At 74.0% G+C, this 16728-nt stretch carries 14 protein-coding genes; 10 read left to right on the forward strand and 4 right to left on the reverse strand.

The window, feature by feature from the left end; all coding sequences use genetic code 11:
* The first annotated feature begins 403 nt into the window (after positions 1-403).
* Positions 404-850, forward strand: coding sequence for a type II toxin-antitoxin system PemK/MazF family toxin (locus JS756_RS01755; protein WP_205381076.1), 447 nt, complete (start codon positions 404-406; stop codon positions 848-850).
* Here the strand turns inward: JS756_RS01755 and JS756_RS01760 are convergent.
* The gene (locus JS756_RS01760; protein ID WP_205381077.1) at positions 835-1680 is read right to left on the reverse strand and encodes a TIGR02452 family protein; all 846 of its coding nucleotides are present in this window, start codon (positions 1678-1680) and stop codon (positions 835-837) included. The two genes, JS756_RS01755 and JS756_RS01760, sit on opposite strands and share 16 nt — an antisense overlap.
* Positions 1681-1957: 277 nt before the next feature.
* On the opposite strand from JS756_RS01760, the gene egtA reads away from it, so the two are divergent.
* From egtA to egtD, 4 genes are read left to right on the forward strand one after another with little or no spacing between them, the layout of a single operon-like run.
* Positions 1958-3271: an ergothioneine biosynthesis glutamate--cysteine ligase EgtA gene (egtA, locus tag JS756_RS01765; RefSeq protein ID WP_205381078.1), complete on the forward strand. Its 1314-nt coding sequence runs from the start codon at positions 1958-1960 to the stop codon at positions 3269-3271.
* Positions 3268-4620 carry an ergothioneine biosynthesis protein EgtB gene (gene egtB / locus JS756_RS01770; RefSeq protein WP_438817276.1) on the forward strand — a complete coding sequence of 451 codons (1353 nt, stop codon included), beginning with the start codon at positions 3268-3270 and terminating at the stop codon, positions 4618-4620. The genes egtA and egtB overlap by 4 nt, the downstream gene beginning before the upstream one ends.
* Positions 4620-5447: an ergothioneine biosynthesis protein EgtC gene (gene egtC, locus JS756_RS01775; RefSeq protein WP_205381079.1), complete on the forward strand. Its 828-nt coding sequence runs from the start codon at positions 4620-4622 to the stop codon at positions 5445-5447. The genes egtB and egtC overlap by 1 nt, the downstream gene beginning before the upstream one ends.
* Positions 5444-6406 (forward strand): L-histidine N(alpha)-methyltransferase, encoded by a 963-nt coding sequence (gene egtD, locus JS756_RS01780; RefSeq protein WP_205381080.1) that lies wholly within the window; start codon positions 5444-5446, stop codon positions 6404-6406. The genes egtC and egtD overlap by 4 nt, the downstream gene beginning before the upstream one ends.
* Positions 6407-6416: 10 nt before the next feature.
* Here egtD and JS756_RS01785 read toward each other — a convergent pair whose 3' ends face one another.
* Positions 6417-7694 (reverse strand): extracellular solute-binding protein, encoded by a 1278-nt coding sequence (locus tag JS756_RS01785; RefSeq protein WP_205381081.1) that lies wholly within the window; start codon positions 7692-7694, stop codon positions 6417-6419.
* Positions 7695-7926: 232 nt separating this feature from the next.
* On the opposite strand from JS756_RS01785, the gene JS756_RS01790 reads away from it, so the two are divergent.
* Positions 7927-8142: a dodecin gene (locus tag JS756_RS01790; RefSeq protein ID WP_205381082.1), complete on the forward strand. Its 216-nt coding sequence runs from the start codon at positions 7927-7929 to the stop codon at positions 8140-8142.
* A 244-nt stretch (positions 8143-8386) separates the two neighbouring features.
* Here JS756_RS01790 and JS756_RS01795 read toward each other — a convergent pair whose 3' ends face one another.
* Entirely contained in the window at positions 8387-8878 is a 492-nt protein-coding gene (locus JS756_RS01795; protein ID WP_205381083.1) for a phosphatase domain-containing protein, read from the reverse strand.
* Between the two features lie 170 nt (positions 8879-9048).
* Between JS756_RS01795 and JS756_RS01800 the strand changes: the two genes are divergently transcribed.
* From JS756_RS01800 to JS756_RS01810, 3 genes are all read left to right on the forward strand, one after another.
* Positions 9049-9693, forward strand: a complete 645-nt coding sequence (locus tag JS756_RS01800) for a LysE family translocator (protein WP_205381289.1) — start codon at positions 9049-9051, stop codon at positions 9691-9693.
* 218 nt (positions 9694-9911) lie between these two features.
* On the forward strand, positions 9912-10337 hold the full coding sequence (locus JS756_RS01805) for a (2Fe-2S) ferredoxin domain-containing protein (protein ID WP_240203095.1): 426 nt from the start codon (positions 9912-9914) through the stop codon (positions 10335-10337).
* Positions 10338-10397: 60 nt separating this feature from the next.
* Complete coding sequence (locus tag JS756_RS01810) at positions 10398-11411, forward strand: LLM class flavin-dependent oxidoreductase (RefSeq protein WP_205381084.1); 1014 nt, start codon at positions 10398-10400, stop codon at positions 11409-11411.
* A gap of 176 nt (positions 11412-11587) precedes the next feature.
* Here the strand turns inward: JS756_RS01810 and JS756_RS01815 are convergent, their stop codons facing one another.
* Complete coding sequence (locus JS756_RS01815) at positions 11588-14056, reverse strand: ATP-dependent Clp protease ATP-binding subunit (protein ID WP_205381085.1); 2469 nt, start codon at positions 14054-14056, stop codon at positions 11588-11590.
* 156 nt (positions 14057-14212) lie between these two features.
* Here JS756_RS01815 and JS756_RS01820 point away from each other — a divergent pair, with 156 nt between their 5' ends.
* A complete protein-coding gene (locus tag JS756_RS01820; RefSeq protein WP_205381086.1) occupies positions 14213-16558 on the forward strand; it encodes an excinuclease ABC subunit UvrA in 2346 nt (781 codons plus the stop codon).
* Positions 16559-16728 lie beyond the last annotated feature (170 nt).

Raw genomic sequence — 16728 nt, forward strand, 5'->3', positions numbered from 1 at the left:
GAACGGCTCGACGGGGCCGGGGCTTCGGCGCGGGGTGGCCGGCGCCGCCGGTACCGGGAGGCCCGCGGTGGCGGCAGGCGTCGGGCAGGCCGGAGCGGACGGAACTCCCGGGAGGGGGACGAGGCCGGGGCGGGCGACTTCGACGCCGGCGCACTCACCGGGGAGCCGGCGTCGTTCCGACCGGCAACTCCGCGGCCGGAGGCGGAGATCGCCGGGCCGGTGCGCCGGGGGTCCCGGAGCGAGGGCGTTCGCGGTACCGCTCAACAAGGTTGCTTCCGGGGGGACTTCACCGCCGGACAGGCCGGCGGCACCGCCCGCGCGGGGTTCTCGGGCGGAGCGGGGCGAGGAGGCGGCACCCGACGCGGCCGACGCGGTCACGACAGGACCCTCTAAGGTGCCCCCCGTGACTGTGTTTACCGAAGAGGACAACCCCGGCCGCCACGGCCCCACCGCCACCGTCGAGGCCCACCCGCACGAGGTCGGCCAGGTGCGCACCGAGTACTCGCCCGCCCACGACGGCGACCCCGACCCCGGTGAGATCGTCTGGACCTGGGTGCCGTTCGAGGAGAACGACGGGCGCGGCAAGGACCGGCCGGTCCTGGTGGTCGCCCGCGAGGCGGCGGACACCTTCCTGGCCGTGCAGCTGTCCAGCAAGCGGCACGACGGTGACCGCGAGTGGGTGCCGATCGGCAGTGGCCCGTGGGACCGGTCGGGGCGCGACTCGTGGGTCGACGTGGACCGGGTGCTGCGACTGCACGAGGACGGCATGCGTCGCGAGGCGTGCGCGCTGGACCGAGGCCGCTTCAATCTCGTGCGCAACCGGCTCCAGGAGCGCTACGGCTGGAGCTGAGGCTGCGCGAACGCCCGGTCGAACGCCACCCGGACGGTCTGCCCGCGGGTGCGGTCCAGGATCCCGAACACCACGTGTGCGAAGGTCTCCTCGAAGCGCCCGCGGGGGCCCAGCAGGCCGCGGAACGCCTCCGCGACCTGCGCGGGGTCGTTGCGGAAGACCCCGCAGCCCCAGGCGCCCAGCACCAGGCGCCGGTATCCGTGCGCGGCGGCCGCCTCCAGCACGCGCTCGGCGCGGACCGCCAAGGCGTGCGGCAAATCGGCGGCGCGCTCCGGCGCCGTGCGCAGCACGACGCCGGCGTTCGGCGCGGCGGCCGTCAGGAATCCGACGTCGTAGGGCTCGTCGAGCAGCCGGGCCCGGTCGTCACGGAAGACCGGCACGGCCGGCGCGTGGATGACACGGTCGGTGTAGAACGGGTCGCGGTGGGCGCGGTGGTGGTCGTAGAACTCCCGGGCCCCCGCCAGGCAGGTGTACAGGGCGGAGGCCCGGCACAGGGCCTCCTCCTGGGCCTGGGCGCCGTTCAGGTAGCCCCCGCCGGGGTTGCGGGCGGAGGCGAAGTTCAGGACGGCGACGGGCTCGGCGGCGAGCCGGCGCGCGGCCTCGAGACTGCTCTCCCTCGTGACCTCGATCAGCATCGCCGCCCGGCCGGCTGGGGCGGCCGACAGGTCCGGGGGCGACGGGATCGGGTCCGGCCCGATCATGCGGGTTCCCGCCCGGGCGGCCTCGATCCGCGCGGAGAGGGACACCTGGCGGCCGTCGGCGCGCCGATAGGCGCCCGCCGCCACGATCTCCTCGGTCTCCTGTGCGATCGCACGCAGCCGGGCGCTCATGGCGTCTCCCCCGTGCACGCCATGAGCGCACCGTCCACGCGCACCCCCCGCTGTCTCCCCGTGGTGCTCATGAACACATCGTGAGCGATGCTTGACGTGCGGTGCAACGGAGTTTTCCGGTGCACGAAAAACTGGACAGCCGGTCCTGCCCGTACCGAACGCGCCGTTGTGCACTCTTGTGCGAAACGGTCGCAGCGTCTTGGGTGGGACGAGTGCCGCTCCCGGGACGACCCGTGCCGGGAGCGGTGGCATGGTGGACTCTCAGGAGGATCCCGACATGTCCGATTCATCCGCCGCCGCGGCGGGTGGCTGCCCGCAGCCCCGCACGGCAGTCACGGAACCCGAGGTGGAAGCCCTGGTCCGGGGCATCTGCTTCAAGACCGGCCCGCCGCGCACGCTCGGGGTCGAGGTGGAATGGCTGGTCCACGAGCTGCGTCAGCCGGAGCTCCCGGTGACACCGGCACGTCTCGCAGCCGCGTACGCCGACCTGCGTGCCGTGTCCCTCAGATCGGCACTCACCGTCGAACCCGGCGGGCAGCTGGAGCTCAGTTCGCCGCCCGCCGCCTCCCTGACGGAATGCGTCGGCATCGTCTCCGCCGACCTGGACACCGTCCGCGCGGTCCTGCGCGGCCACGGTCTCGGCCTGCTCGGCATCGGGCACGACCCGAGGCATCCGCCGCGCCGGTACCTGCACCAGCCGCGCTACGACGCCATGGAGGCGTATCTCGACCGCAGCGGCCCGTCCGGCCGCCGCATGATGTGCTCCTCGGCCTCCGTGCAGGTGTGCCTGGACGCCGGGTACGAGGAACCGGGCCCGCTGGGGCACGGGCGGCGCTGGTGGCTGGCGCACACCCTGGGTGCGGTCCTGGTGGCCGCCTTCGCCAACTCGCCGATCGCCCTGGACCGGGCCACGGGCTGGCGCTCCACGCGGCAGCTGATGTGGGCGCAGATCGGGCCGGGCCGGGCGGGCGCCCCCTCACCTGACGGCGACCCGCGCACCGCGTGGGCCCGGCACGTGCTGGACGCCCCGGTGATGTGCATCCGCCGGGAGAGCGGCCCCTGGGAGGTGCCGGACGACCTCACCTTCCGGGAGTGGATCCGGACGGGCGCACCGAGACCTCCGACCCACGAGGACCTGGACTACCACATCTCCACCCTGTTCCCGCCGGTCCGACCGCGCGGCCACCTGGAGCTGCGCATGATCGACGCGCAGCCGGGTGAGGACGGCTGGATCGTCCCGCTCGCCGTGACGGCAGCCCTGTTCGACGACGCACAGGCCGCGGAGACCGCCTACCGCACCGTGAAGCCGCTGGCCGAGCGGTCGCTGGGCCGGCCCGCGCCGCACAATCCGCTGTGGGCCGCGGCGGCCCGCGACGGGCTGGCCGACCCCGAGCTGCACGAGGCCGCCGTCGTCTGCTTCACCACGGCCCTGGACGCGCTGCCTCGGCTCGGCGCCGGACCGGAGGTCCGGGACGCCGTCGCGGGGTACCTGGAACGCCATGTGCTCCCGGCCCGCAGTCCCGCCGACGTACTGCTCGACCGGCTGACCGCCGAGGCCCCCTCCGCGCACGGGAAGGACATCCGCTTGTGACCGAGTCCGCCATCGACCCGAAACCCGCCGGTTCCGCGCCCGACCCGGACGCGGAGACGCTGCGCGAGCGCGCGCTGACCACCCTCACCGCCGCCCGCGAGCGCACCACCCTGCTCACCACCTGCGTGACGGACCACGACCTCACCGCGCAGCACTCCCCCCTGATGTCACCGCTGGTGTGGGACCTGGCGCACATCGGCAACCAGGAGGAGCAGTGGCTGCTGCGCACGGTCGCGGGGCAGGAGGCGATCCGGCCCGAGATAGACGGCCTCTACGACGCCTTCGAGCATCCGCGCGCCGAACGGCCGAACCTGCCGCTGCTGCCGCCGGACGAGGCCCGTGCCTACGCCGCCGACGTGCGCGGGCGGGCGCTGGACGTGCTGGAGCGGACCGCGCTGCACGGGACTCGGCTGACCGAGGCGGGCTTCGCCTTCGGGATGATCGCGCAGCACGAGCAACAGCACGACGAGACGATGCTGATCACCCATCAGCTCCGTCCGGGCCCGCAGGCCCTGACCGCGCCCGACCCCGGCCCGGCCCCGCTGCTCACCGGACCGGCCGAGGTCCTCGTCCCCGGTGGCCCGTTCACCATGGGCACCTCGGGCGAGCCGTGGGCACTCGACAACGAGCGGCCCGCGCACGTGCGCGAGGTGGCCGCGTTCCACATCGACACCACTCCCGTGACGAACGCCGCCTACCAGGCCTTCATCGAGGACGGCGGCTACGACACCGAACGCTGGTGGGCGCCGGAGGGCTGGGCCCACATCCGCCGCCGGCGCATCACCGCGCCGCTGTTCTGGCGGCGGGAGGGCGCCCAGTGGCTGCGCCGCCGGTTCGGCGTCACCGAGGTCGTCCCGGCCGACGAGCCGGTGCTGCACGTGTGCTGGTACGAGGCCGACGCCTACGCGCGCTGGGCCGGGCGCAGGCTGCCCAGCGAGACGGAGTGGGAGAAGGCGGCCCGCTTCGACCCGGCGACCGGCGGCTCGATGCGCTACCCGTGGGGCGACGCCGACCCGGCACCCGAGCACGCGAACCTCGGCCAGCGGCACCTGCGCCCGGCTCCGGCCGGCAGCTATCCGGCCGGCGCGTCCCCGCTCGGGGTACGGCAGCTCATCGGCGACGTCTGGGAGTGGACGGCGAGCGACTTCCTGCCGTACCCGGGCTTCCGGGCCTTCCCGTACAAGGAGTACTCGGAGGTGTTCTTCGGGCCCGAGTACAAGGTCCTGCGCGGTGGTTCGTTCGCCGTGGACCCGGTGGCCTGCCGGGGCACCTTCCGCAACTGGGACTACCCCATCCGGCGGCAGATCTTCTCCGGCTTCCGCACCGCGCGCTCGGCCGAGGAGTCCTGATGTGCCGTCACCTCGCGTGCCTGGGGCCCGAGGAACCGCTGGGGCGGGTCCTGGTGGAGCCGCCGCACGCACTGTACCGGCAGTCGTGGGCACCCCGGCACCAGCGCCACGGAACGGTGAACGCCGACGGTTTCGGCGTGGGCTGGTACGCCGAGGGCGATCCGGTGCCGGCCCGCTACCGCAGGGCCGGACCGATCTGGGCCGACGGGTCCTTCGCCGATCTCGCCAGGGTCGTCCGGACGGGCGCGCTGCTGGCCGCCGTGCGGGACGCGACGCTGGCGGGTGCCGACGCGGAGGCCGCCGCCGCCCCGTTCGCGGGCGACCGGTGGCTGTTCAGCCACAACGGCGCCGTCACGGGCTGGCCGAGCTCCCTGGCCGCGGTCTCCCGCACCCTGCCGCCCCAGGACCTGCTGGAACTGGAGGCCCGCAACGACTCGGCGCTGGTGTGGGCGCTGGTCCTGGCCCGGCTGCGGGCCGGGGACGGCGAGGGGCAGGCGCTGGCGGACACGGTCGCCGAGGTCGCCGCCGCGGCCCCCGGCTCCCGGCTCAACCTGCTGCTCACCGACGGCACGTCGATCGCCGCGACCGCCTGGGGCGACACGCTCTGGTACCTGCACGAGCCCGGCCACCGCATCGTCGTGGCCTCCGAACCGTACGACGACGATCCGCGCTGGCGACCGGTCGCCGACCGCACCCTGCTCACGGCGAACCGGACCGACCTGCTGCTCACCCCGCTGAAGGACCCGCACGCCGACGCGGCGCCCCACCCCCCTCTCGGCTCCGGCCGAGCGGGGGCGCCCCCATCCCCCGAGGAGTCCCGTACGTGAGCCCGTTCCAGATCACCCGCACCCTGCCGGAGCACGCCACGGACGCCGCCCTGCGCGACGACGTGCTGCACGGCCTGACCGCGACGCCCAGGACGCTGCCGCCGAAGTGGTTCTACGACGCCCGGGGCAGCGAACTGTTCGAGCAGATCACCGAGTTGCCCGAGTACTACCCCACCCGCGCCGAGCGCGAGATCCTCGTCGACCGGGCGGTCGACATCGCCGCGGCGGCGGGCGCCCGCACTCTGGTCGAGCTGGGCTCGGGCTCCTCCGAGAAGACCCGGTACCTCATCGACGCCCTGTCCGGCCTGCACACCTACGTCCCCGTGGACGTGAGCGAGAGCGCCCTCACCCAGGCCGGCAAGGCGCTGGCGGCCGAACGGCCCGGACTGGCCGTGCACGCCCTGATCGCCGACTTCACCGGCGACCTGGTGCTGCCGGACACCCCCGGCCCGCGGCTGGTGGCGTTCCTCGGCGGCACGATCGGCAATCTGCTGCCCGCCGAGCGGGCCGCGTTCCTGTCCTCCCTGCGGGCGCTGCTGGCGCCGGGCGACATGCTCCTGCTCGGCACGGACCTCGTCAAGGACGAGGAGGTGCTGGTACGGGCGTACGACGACGCGGCCGGGGTGACGGCCGCGTTCAACAAGAACGTCCTGGCCGTCATCGACCGCGAGCTCGGCGCCGACTTCGATGCGGACGCCTTCGACCACGTGGCCCTGTGGGACGCCGAGCGCGAGTGGATCGAGATGCGGCTGCGCTCCCGCACGGCGCAGACCGTCAAGGTCCCCGCGCTCGGCCTGGCCGTGGACTTCGCGGCCGGCGAGGACCTTCGCACCGAGGTGTCGGCGAAGTTCCGCAAGGAGGGCGTGCGCCGCGAACTGGCGTCGGCCGGGCTGGAACTGACGCACTGGTGGACCGACGCCGCGGGCCGCTTCGCGGTGTCGCTGAGCACGGCCGGCTGACCGGGGACCGTCAGGCGAGCGGGATCTGGAGCTGCTCGGTGATGCGGCGCGAGGCCCGGCCGGCCGCGGTCTCGGGGTCGGTTCCGGCGAGGACCTCGGTCATGTAGGTCTTGATCGGGTTGTCCGCCTCGACGACCGCCCACTCCGGTGTACTGGGGGTCGCCCGTCCCTGGGCGGCCCCCGCCGCCATCGCGGCCACGCCCTCCTCGCCGGAGACGGCCCGGGCGAGTTCCGCCTTGTTGGGCACGTAGTCCATCGTCCGGGCGAGGTCACTGTCCCACCGGGCGCCGGTGAGCGCGCCGACGACGGCCACGGCGCCCGCGCGGTCGTCGGTGTTCTGCGGGACGACGAGGTCCGAGCCGCCGGTGAAGACGGCACCGGGCTTGTCGGCGGTGGGACCGGGCACGGGGAAGAAGCCCAGCTTGCCCTCCAGGTCGGGATTCGTCTCCAGAACGGCGCGGACGAGTCCGGGCACGGCGATGATCTGCGCCACCTTGCCGCCGGCGAAGACGCCCGCCTGGGGCGGGTGTTCCTCGTCGGCGTCGGCCGGTCCGTCGCCGAGGGCCTGGAGCCGGCGGTAGAAGTCCATGCCGCGCAGCGCGGCCGGGGTGTCGAGGGTGCCCTTCCAGGCGCCGTCGTCCTCGCGGGCGAGGTCGCCGCCCTCGTCCCAGATGAAGCCGGAGAGGGTGTACCAGTCCTGACCGGCGAGGTAGATGCCCTGGTTGCCGCCGGAGTCGAGCTTCTCGGTGGCGTCCAGCCACGCGTCGCGCGTGCGCGGCGGCTTCGTGATGCCGGCCTCGGCGAAGAGGTCCTTGCGGTAGATGACGACACGGTTGGCGGCGTACCAGGGGATGCCGTACTGAGTACCGCGCTGCCGGCCCGGTTCGGCGAGGCCGGGCAGCCAGTCGTCGGAGCCCCAGTCCCGCATCGACTCCAGCGTCAGGTCGAGCAGCCCGCCCCGGTCGACGTACTGCGGGACCTGGGTGTTGCCGACCTCGATGACGTCCGGGAGGTCCTCCTCGCCGGCCTTGCCTGCTTCGCTCTTCAGCGCGGCCTGGACCTTCGGGCCGATGCCCGTCCACTCCTGGATGCGGACGTCCAGATCGAGGTCGGTGTGGGTGCGTTCGAAATCCTCGGTGAACCGGCGCAGGAACGCCGGGGAGGCGCTGTCCTTCATCAGCCACACGGTGACGGTGCGCCGTGCGCCGCCACCGCCCTGCGGCATCAGGCCGCAGCCGGTGAGCAGAGAGGCGGACACGCAGACGAGGGCGAGCAGACGGCGGCGCACGAAGGGTCTCCCGGGGTCCTGAACTGGTCCTGCGGACAGGGGCGTAGGGCCCGACATGGGGGGACGAGCACAGGGCTCGAACGGGTGTGCTGGATTTTGGTATGGACCAATGCCGAGGTCAAGGGGTTCCCGGCAGGAGCGCCGACGCCTCGCGCTCCGCCGCAGCTTGGGGCACGGTGGAGTGACGCGTACCACACGCACCGTGACCGTCCCCGCGGAGAGGAGCACCCGCATGTCGAATCACACCTACCGGGTCACCGAGATCGTCGGCAGCTCGCACGACGGCGTCGACCAAGCCGTCCGCAACGCCATCAGCAGGGCCTCGCAGACACTGCGCAACCTGGACTGGTTCGAGGTGACCCAGGTCCGCGGCCAGCTGGAGGACGGGCAGATCGCGCACTGGCAGGTGGGAGTGAAGGTCGGGTTCCGCCTGGAGGAGTCGGACTGACGCTCCGTCCCGACGCACCGCCCAGACTCGGGCGCGCCCTCCACGGTACGACGCCCCGATCGGGCACCCCGTACCGGCCGACGCCCCGTCCGGGAGCGCGACGCGGGCTGCACCCGGGTCCGGTCGCACCGTTCCGGCCGAGCCCCGTCCGGGAACACCGCACGGGACGACCCCCGTACCGGCACACCGTTCCGGTCGGGGCAGGGCCCGGGCGCAAGTGCGCGGCCCGGGCGCCGGCGACGGCTCAGGTGCGCCCCTCCCGCTCCTGCGCGTCCCGCAGATCGGGGGACGGGGCGGACCAGCGCGCCCGGACGACGGTGAATCCCGCCCGCTCGGCGTCCACGCACACCAGTTCGTCGTCGTCGACCAGCATCCGCACCTCCCTCGTACGGGCGAGCCGGCGCAGGACGGCCAGCTTGGTGAAGCGGGCGGGGCGCCGGTCGTCGTTGCGGCGCATGTGCAGTCGTCCCTCGGGCAGCCCGTGCGCGGCGAGCCATTCCAGGGTGTCGTTCCGGCAGCGCTCGGGCCGCCCGGTCAGGTAGACCACCTCGCACTCGCGGGCACTGTCCACGGCGAGCGCCACGCCCTCGGGGATCGGCGGATCGTGCGGCGCCGCCGCGAAGAACGCGTCCCAGTCGCGCGGCCTGCGCTCCAGGAACCGCTGCCGGTGGGCGGTGTCGGCAAGGGTGTTGTCGAGGTCGAACACGGCGAGCGGGGGCCGGCTGTTGTCGGTCACGTCGCCCACCCTAGGGCGTGTTCGCCTGGCTTCACGGCAAAGGGGCGGGCACCGTCCGGCACGGCACGGGAGCCTGCCGCGACCTGGTGGCACGCGCCTCCGCGCCCCTCGCTCCCCGGGTCGGGAAATGCCGTGGTGCCGGGGCGGAGCGACGTGCTTGCATGACCGGCATGGTGTCCCCCGACCGGCTGACCGCCTTCGCCGCGCTGTCCCTGCTGCTGATCGTCGTGCCCGGCCCGAGCGTGCTGTTCGTCGTCGGGCGGGCGCTGTCGCAGGGCCGTCGCGCCGCGCTCACCACGGTCGCCGGCAACACCTCGGGCGCGTACGTCCTCGTGGCGGCCGTGGCGCTCGGCATCGGGTCGGTCCTGGAACGCTCGGCCCTCGTCTTCACCCTCCTCAAGCTCGCGGGCGCCGCCTTTCTCGTGCACCTGGGGGTCCGGGCGTGGCGGGAACGGAGCGGGCTGCGGGCGGCGTTCACCGCGGCGGAAGGCGCGCGCGGCGGCCGGCGCACCTTCTGGGAGGGGTTCGCGGTCGGTGTCTCCAATCCCAAGACCATCGTGTTCTTCGCCGCGGTCCTGCCGCAGTTCGTCGACCGCGGGCAGGGCGGCGCGGCCACCCAGATGCTGGTGCTCGGCCTGGTGTTCAACCTGATCGCGCTCGTCTGCGACAGCGCGTGGGGACTGGCAGCCGCGACCGCGCGCGACTGGTTCGCCCGCTCCCCGCGCCGGCTCTCCCTGATCGGCGGGGCCGGCGGACTGACGATGATCGGCCTCGGGGTGACGGTGGCCGCGACCGGCGGCAGGGACCGACCCTGACGACGGCTGCGGCTCCGCCCGGGACCGCCCATTACCTTCCAGGTAGGGCCCGAACCGGGCTCGTGGCCTTTGGGGCCGGTATGGCTCTTTGCCCCTGTCGTTGATGATCCGGGGGGTGCTGCCGCCGGACCTGGCGGCACCGGGCCTTTGGACGTCCCGACGCCGGCAACCGGTCCCCCGGGGGCCTGCCGGTCACCCGAATGGATCATGCTGCCTCCATGAGAAGCACCTCGCCCGTCGCGCCCACCCCTGCCTCCGCCTCCGCCGCCGGCGCCGGCGCCGGCGCCCCGACGCCGTGCACGCTGGTCGTGTGCCGCGGCTGCTGCTGCGGTGATGCCCGCAAGAATCCCGGCACGGACCACGCGGGGCAGCTCGACCGGCTGCGGTCGGCCGCGGCGGAGCACGGGTTCCGGGTCCGTACGAGCGACTGCCTCGGCCCCTGCGACCAGGCGAACGTCGTCGTCGTCCAGCCCTCCCCCGCGGGCCGCCGGGCCGGCGGGCGTCCCGTGTGGGTGGGCTTCGCCACCGACGACGACAGCACCGAGGAGGTCGTCGCCTGGGCGGTGGCGGGCGGGCCGGGCGTGGCCCCGCCGCCGGTGACGCTGGAACTGCAGTTCGTCGGCCCGCGCCCGCCCCGCGCCTGAGCCGTCCCGGGTCCACGGGGGCGGGCGGAATCCCTGGGCGCGCGGGGTGTTGAACGGTGTATGGGCTCCCTGATCGCGCAGACACGTTTCTCGATCCTCGACCGCTCACGCATCCGCGAGGGCCGCACGGCCGGCGAGGCGCTGCGCGACACCGTGGCGCTGGCCCAGGAGGCCGAACGGCTCGGCTACCACCGGTTCTGGGTGTCGGAGCACCACGGGGTGCCCGGCGTGGCGGGCTCGGCGCCGACCGTGCTGGCCGCCGCAGTCGCCGGGGCGACGCGCACCCTGCGCGTCGGCACCGGCGGGGTGATGCTGCCCAACCACCGGCCGCTGGTCGTCGCCGAGCAGTTCGGGGTCTTGGAGTCGCTCTTCCCGGGGCGGATCGACATGGGCCTGGGCCGCTCGGTCGGCTTCACCGACGGGGTGCGCAGGGCACTAGGCCGGGACCGGGACGACGCGGAGGACTTCGCGGACCAGCTCCGGGAGCTGCTCGGCTGGTTCCGGGGCACCTCCCCGACCGGCGTCCACGCGCGGCCCGCCGAGGGGCTGACGGTCCCGCCGTTCGTCCTCGCCATGGGCGAGGGTGCCTCGATCGCCGCCCGCGCGGGGCTGCCGATGGTCATCGGCGATCTGCGGAACCGGGAACGGATGCGCCGCGGCGTGGACCGCTACCGGGCGCTCTTCCGTCCCTCCGAGTGGGCGCGGGAGCCCTACGTGGTCGTCTCCGGCACGGTCGCGGTGGCCGGCACCCCCGAGGCCGCGGGCAGGCTGCTGATGTCCGAGGCCTGGTCGATGGCGCATTCCCGCACCCGCGGCACCTTCCCGCCCCTGCCGCCCGCCGAGGACGTCGAGGCCCGCGTGATGACGGCCAAGGAGCGCGCCCTGTACGAGTCCGGGCTCGCGGGACACATCGCCGGCACCGAGGAGCAGGTGGCCCACGCGGTGGAGACGGTGCTGAAGGAGACCGGTGCGCAGGAGGTGCTGGTGACGACGAGCGCCTACGACCGTGAGGCGCTCACGGACTCCTACCGGCGGCTCGCCTCTGTCGTGTCCGGGCGCGTCGACGCGCCCTGAGCCGGAGCCCTCGGCCGGTGGGGCCGGACACCCGTGCCTCCGCAAGGCCGGTCCGGGACGCGGTGCGCGTGCGGTGGCGCCCTTCCGGCCGGGCCCGGTCCGCCGCGGCGCCGCCGGTCACATCGCCGACGCCGCCCGGGGCCCGACCGGTGGTTCCCCCTTCCCCCGGGCGCGGGTCAGGTGTTCTGCACGGCGTCGACGGGAAGGACCGTGATCGTCCCGTCCGTGGCGTCGACGCGTGCCCGGTCACCGGGGCGCAGCTGACCGGCGAGCAGCAGATCGGCGAGGCGGTCGTCGACCTCGCGCTGGATGGTGCGGCGCAGCGGGCGGGCGCCGAAGTCGGGCTGGTGACCGATGGCGGCGAGCAGGTCGGCGGCGGCGTCGGTGACCTCCAGCGAGACGTCCTGGGCGTGCAGGCGGCGCCGGGTGTGCTCCAGCAGCAGGTCGACGATCTGCCGCAGCTGGACGCGGTCCAGGCCGCGGAAGACGATGATCTCGTCGATGCGGTTGAGGAACTCGGGCCGGAAGTGCTGCTGAAGCACCGGCATGACCGACGCGCGCACGGCCGCGTAGTCCTCGACGCCGGCGGCCAGGATCCGGTCGGCGCCGATGTTCGACGTCATGATGACGACGGTGTTCTTGAAGTCGACGGTGCGGCCCTGGGAGTCGGTGAGGCGCCCGTCGTCCAGGATCTGCAGCAACGCGTTGAACACGTCCGGGTGCGCCTTCTCGATCTCGTCGAACAGGACGACCGAGTAGGGCTGGCGGCGCACCGCCTCGGTGAGCTGCCCGGCCTCCTCGTGACCGACGTATCCGGGGGGCGCGCCGACGAGGCGGGAAACGGTGTGCCGCTCCTGGAACTCGCTCATGTCCAGGCGGATCATGCGGGCCTCGTCGCCGAACAGGGTGGTGGCCAGGGCGCGGGCCAGCTCCGTCTTGCCGACGCCGGTGGGACCGAGGAAGAGGAAGCTGCCGAGCGGCCGGTTCGGGTCGCTCATGCCCGCCCGGGCACGGCGGACGGCCCGGGCCACGGCGGTGATGGCCTCGTCCTGGCCTACGACCCGCTCGTGCAGGTGCCCCTCCAGCTTGATCAGCCGGTCCCGCTCCTCCTCGGTGAGCTGGGCGACGGGGATGCCGGTGGTGCGGGAGACCACCTGGGCGATGTCGTCGGCGGTGACCTCCGGCGTCCGCTCCTCGCGCGTGCCGCCCTCGGCGAGTTCGGACTCGGCCTCCTGGATCCGGTCGCGCAGGTCGCGGGCGCGCTCGTACTCCTCGTCGGCGACCGCTTGGTCCTTCTCCCTGTTCAGTGCGGCGATGCGGTCCTCGATCTCGCGGGTGTCGGCCGGCGAGGTCCTGGCGCGCAGCCGCACGCGGGCGGCGGCCTGGTCCATCAGGTCGATCGCCTTGTCGGGCAGGAAGCGGGAGGTGATGTAGCGGTCGGACAGTTCGGCCGCGGCGACGACCGCCTCGTCGGTGATGCGGACCTGATGGTGCGCCTCGTACCGGTCGCGCAGTCCGCGCAGGATCTCCACGGTGTCGTCGACGGTCGGCTCACCCACCAGGATCGGCGCGAAGCGGCGCTCCAGGGCGGCGTCCCTCTCGATGTGCCGGCGGTACTCGTCGACGGCGGTCGCGCCGATGAGGTGCAGTTCGCCGCGGGCCAGCGCCGGCTTGAGCATGTTGCCGGCGTCCAGCGCGCCGGCGCCGCCCCCGCCGGCGCCGACGACCGTGTGCAACTCGTCCAGGAAGAGCACCAGTTCGTCGCCGTGCTCGCGGACCTCGTCGAGCAGCTTCTTCAGCCGTTCCTCGAACTCCCCCCGGTACTTGGTACCGGCGACCATACCGGCGAGGTCCAGGGAGACCAGCCGTTTGCCCTTCAGCGTGGCGGGCACGTCGTCGGAGGCGATGCGCTGGGCGATGCCCTCGACGACGGCGGTCTTGCCGACGCCGGGATCGCCGATGAGGACCGGATTGTTCTTGCTGCGCCGGGAGAGCACCTCGATGGTCTGCTCGACCTCCTCGTCCCGCCCGATGACGGGGTCGAGGCGCCCGGAGCGGGCGTCCTCGGTGAGGTCGCGGCCGTACTCGTCGACGGTGGGCGTGGTGCTGTGCCGGTTGCGCTCGGGTGCGCTGTCGGCGGGCAGCTTCGCGCCCTCCCATCCGCTGCCGGCGAGCGCCTGCCCGGCGGACGACTCGGGGTGGGCGGCGAGGGCCCGCAGCAGGTGCTGAGGGCCGATGTAGGAGGCACCGTCGGCGCGGGAGACCTGGTAGGCGTCGAGGAAGGCCCGTTTGGCGGCGGGGGTGAGTGTGGTCGGCTCCGACGTCTCGCCCCCGCCGGCCGCGCCGAGCCGTTCGCGGACGCGGTCGGGGTCGACGCCGGCCTCGGCGAGCAGGCGCCGGGTGGAATCCTGCTCGGTGGCGGCGGCGAGCAGGTGGCGGGCGTCCAGTTCCTCGCTGCCCTCGACGGCGGCGATGTCCCTGGCCCGGCCCACCAGTTCCCGGGCACGCTCCGACAGCAGGCTGCCGATGTCGACGCGCTGCACCCGCCGGGAGGGCGAAGCCGGCGCCTCGCCGAGGAAGCGGGACATCAGGGCGTCGAACTCCTCGAACGGGCTGCGCCCGAAACCGAAACCGGGAGAACTCATGTGCGGGCGCCTTCCTGAACCGACCGGCCGAGCTTCCCTCCAAACTGACACAGGTCGGTCACTCGTGCATCCGCCCCGGTCACCGAGCGTGACACTCGGCTCTCGCATAGGATCGCGGGGTTTGCCCCCGAGAGCGAAGAGCGGTGCCAAGGCCCCATGCACAGCCCCCACGACCCGTACGTGCGGGTCCGCGGCGCCCGCGAGCACAACCTCAAGAACGTGGACGTGGACATCCCCAGGGACGTCGTGGCCGTCTTCACGGGCGTGTCCGGATCGGGCAAGTCGTCGCTGGCGTTCGGCACGATCTACGCCGAGGCGCAGCGGCGCTATTTCGAGTCGGTCGCACCGTACGCACGGCGTCTGATCCACCAGGTCGGTGCGCCGAAGGTCGGCGAGATCACGGGCCTGCCGCCCGCGGTCTCCCTGGAGCAGCGCCGGTCGGCGCCGACCTCACGCTCGTCGGTCGGGACGATGACGCATCTGTTCTCCTCCCTGCGGATGCTGTTCTCCCGTGCCGGGGACCGTCCGCCGGGCGCACCGCGTCTGGACTCCGACGCCTTCTCCCCCAACACGGCCGCCGGGGCCTGCCCCGAGTGCCACGGGCTGGGCCGGGTGCACCGCACGGCCGAGGAACTGCTGGTGCCCGACCCGTCGTTGTCGATCCGCGGGGGTGCGATCGCCGCGTGGCCGGGGGCTTGGCAGGGCAAGAACCTGCGGGACGTCCTGGAGGCGCTCGGCCACGACGTGGACCGGCCCTGGTGCGAGCTTCCCGCCGCAGAGCGGGAGTGGATCCTGTTCACGGACGAGCAGCCGGTGGTCACCGTGCACCCGGTGCGTGACGCGGACCGGATCCAGCGGCCCTACCAGGGCACGTACACGAGCGCCCGGCGCTGGGTGATGAAGACGTTCGCGGAGTCGAAGAGCGCCGCCCTGCGGGCGAAGGCGGAGCGCTTCCTGACCAGCGCGCCCTGCCCGGCGTGCCGCGGCAGCAGGCTGCGGCCCGAGGCGCTCGCCGTCACGTTCGCGGGCCGCACGATCGCCGAGCTGGGAGCGCTGCCACTGGCGGAGCTGGCCGGGGTCCTGACGGGCGGGGACGCGGTGGCACGGGTGCTCACCGACGACCTGAAGGCACGTATCGCGCCGGTCGTCGAACTCGGTCTCGGCTACCTGAGCCTGGACCGCGCCACGCCGACCCTGTCGGCGGGTGAACTGCAGCGCCTGCGCCTGGCGACCCAGTTGAGGTCCGGACTGTTCGGCGTGGTGTACGTCCTCGACGAACCGTCGGCGGGACTGCACCCGGCGGACACGGAAGCGCTGCTGGCGGTGCTGGCGCGGCTGAAGGCCGCCGGGAACACGGTGTTCGTGGTCGAACACCACCTGGAGGTCGTGCGCGGCGCCGACTGGCTGGTGGACGTGGGCCCGCACGCGGGCGAGCACGGCGGACGGGTCCTGCACAGCGGCCCGGTGGCACAGCTCGCGGGCGTCGCGGAGTCGGCGACGGCCCGTCACCTGTTCGACGTCTCCCCCGCTCCCGCCCGCGAGGTGCGCACAGCGTACGGGCATCTGCGGGTCGGCCCGGTCACCCGTCACAATCTGCGGGGAGTGACGGCGGACGTCCCTCTCGGTGTGCTCACGGCGGTCACCGGGGTGTCCGGCTCCGGCAAGTCGACGCTGATCGGCGAGATCACCGAGGACCTCGACGGGGTGAGCCGCCTGGTGGTGGTCGACCAGAGGCCGATCGGCCGCACCCCGCGCTCCAACCTCGCCACCTACACGGGCCTGTTCGACGTCGTGCGGAAGCTCTTCGCGGCCACCGGGGAGGCACGGCGGCGCGGCTACGGCGCGGGCCGCTTCTCCTTCAACGTGGCCGGGGGCCGCTGCGAGACCTGCCAGGGCGAGGGCTTCGTCAGCGTGGAGCTGCTCTTCCTGCCCAGCACGTACGCTCCCTGCCCCGACTGCGGCGGGGCGCGCTACGATCCGCGGACGCTGGAGGTGGCGTACCGGGGCCGGACCGTGGCCGAGGTCCTGGACCTGACCGTCGAGGCCGCGGCGGACTTCTTCGCGGACACCCCGGCCGCCGCCCGGCCCCTCGGCGCCCTGCTCGACGTCGGCCTCGGGTACCTGCGGCTCGGCCAGCCCGCCACCGAGCTCTCCGGTGGCGAGGCCCAGCGCATCAAGCTCGCCGCCGAACTGCAGCGCGGCCGGCGCGGGGACACCCTCTACCTTCTCGACGAACCGACCACCGGCCTCCACCCCGCCGACGTGGAGGTCCTGATGCGGCACCTGCACGGTCTGGTGGACGGCGGGCACACGGTCGTCGTCGTCGAGCACGACATGTCGGTGGTGGCGGGCTCGGACTGGGTGATCGACCTGGGCCCCGGGGGCGGCGCGGCGGGCGGCCGGATCGTGGCGGCGGGGGTACCCGCTCACGTGGCCCGGGCGGAGGGGAGCGCGACGGCGGCGTATCTGGCCCGGGCACTGCGCCCGCGTCCGGCGGCCTGAGCAGGGCAGGCGGCAGAACCGGTGACGTCGGCCGAACGGCATCCGCCCCGTCGGCCGCCCGCCCCGCCGACGCGTGCACCGGCGGATGCGTGACCCGCCGATTGCCTGCGCCTCCGGGCACGGTCGCGGGTCCGTGTGCCCCGGTCGCGGCACCGCGGACCCGGCCATGG

The organism is Streptomyces actuosus, from assembly GCF_016921115.1.
Lineage (GTDB): Bacteria > Actinomycetota > Actinomycetes > Streptomycetales > Streptomycetaceae > Streptomyces > Streptomyces actuosus_A.

Coding starts and splice junctions, on each gene's coding strand:
- JS756_RS01760 (WP_205381077.1), bottom strand. CDS start 1,680: ATGAGCGCCCGGCTGCGTGCGATCGCACAGGAGACCGAGGAGATCGTG.
- egtA (WP_205381078.1), top strand. CDS start 1,958: ATGTCCGATTCATCCGCCGCCGCGGCGGGTGGCTGCCCGCAGCCCCGC.
- egtC (WP_205381079.1), top strand. CDS start 4,620: ATGTGCCGTCACCTCGCGTGCCTGGGGCCCGAGGAACCGCTGGGGCGG.
- JS756_RS01790 (WP_205381082.1), top strand. CDS start 7,927: ATGTCGAATCACACCTACCGGGTCACCGAGATCGTCGGCAGCTCGCAC.
- JS756_RS01800 (WP_205381289.1), top strand. CDS start 9,049: ATGGTGTCCCCCGACCGGCTGACCGCCTTCGCCGCGCTGTCCCTGCTG.
- JS756_RS01805 (WP_240203095.1), top strand. CDS start 9,912: ATGAGAAGCACCTCGCCCGTCGCGCCCACCCCTGCCTCCGCCTCCGCC.
- JS756_RS01810 (WP_205381084.1), top strand. CDS start 10,398: ATGGGCTCCCTGATCGCGCAGACACGTTTCTCGATCCTCGACCGCTCA.
- JS756_RS01815 (WP_205381085.1), bottom strand. CDS start 14,056: ATGAGTTCTCCCGGTTTCGGTTTCGGGCGCAGCCCGTTCGAGGAGTTC.
- JS756_RS01820 (WP_205381086.1), top strand. CDS start 14,213: ATGCACAGCCCCCACGACCCGTACGTGCGGGTCCGCGGCGCCCGCGAG.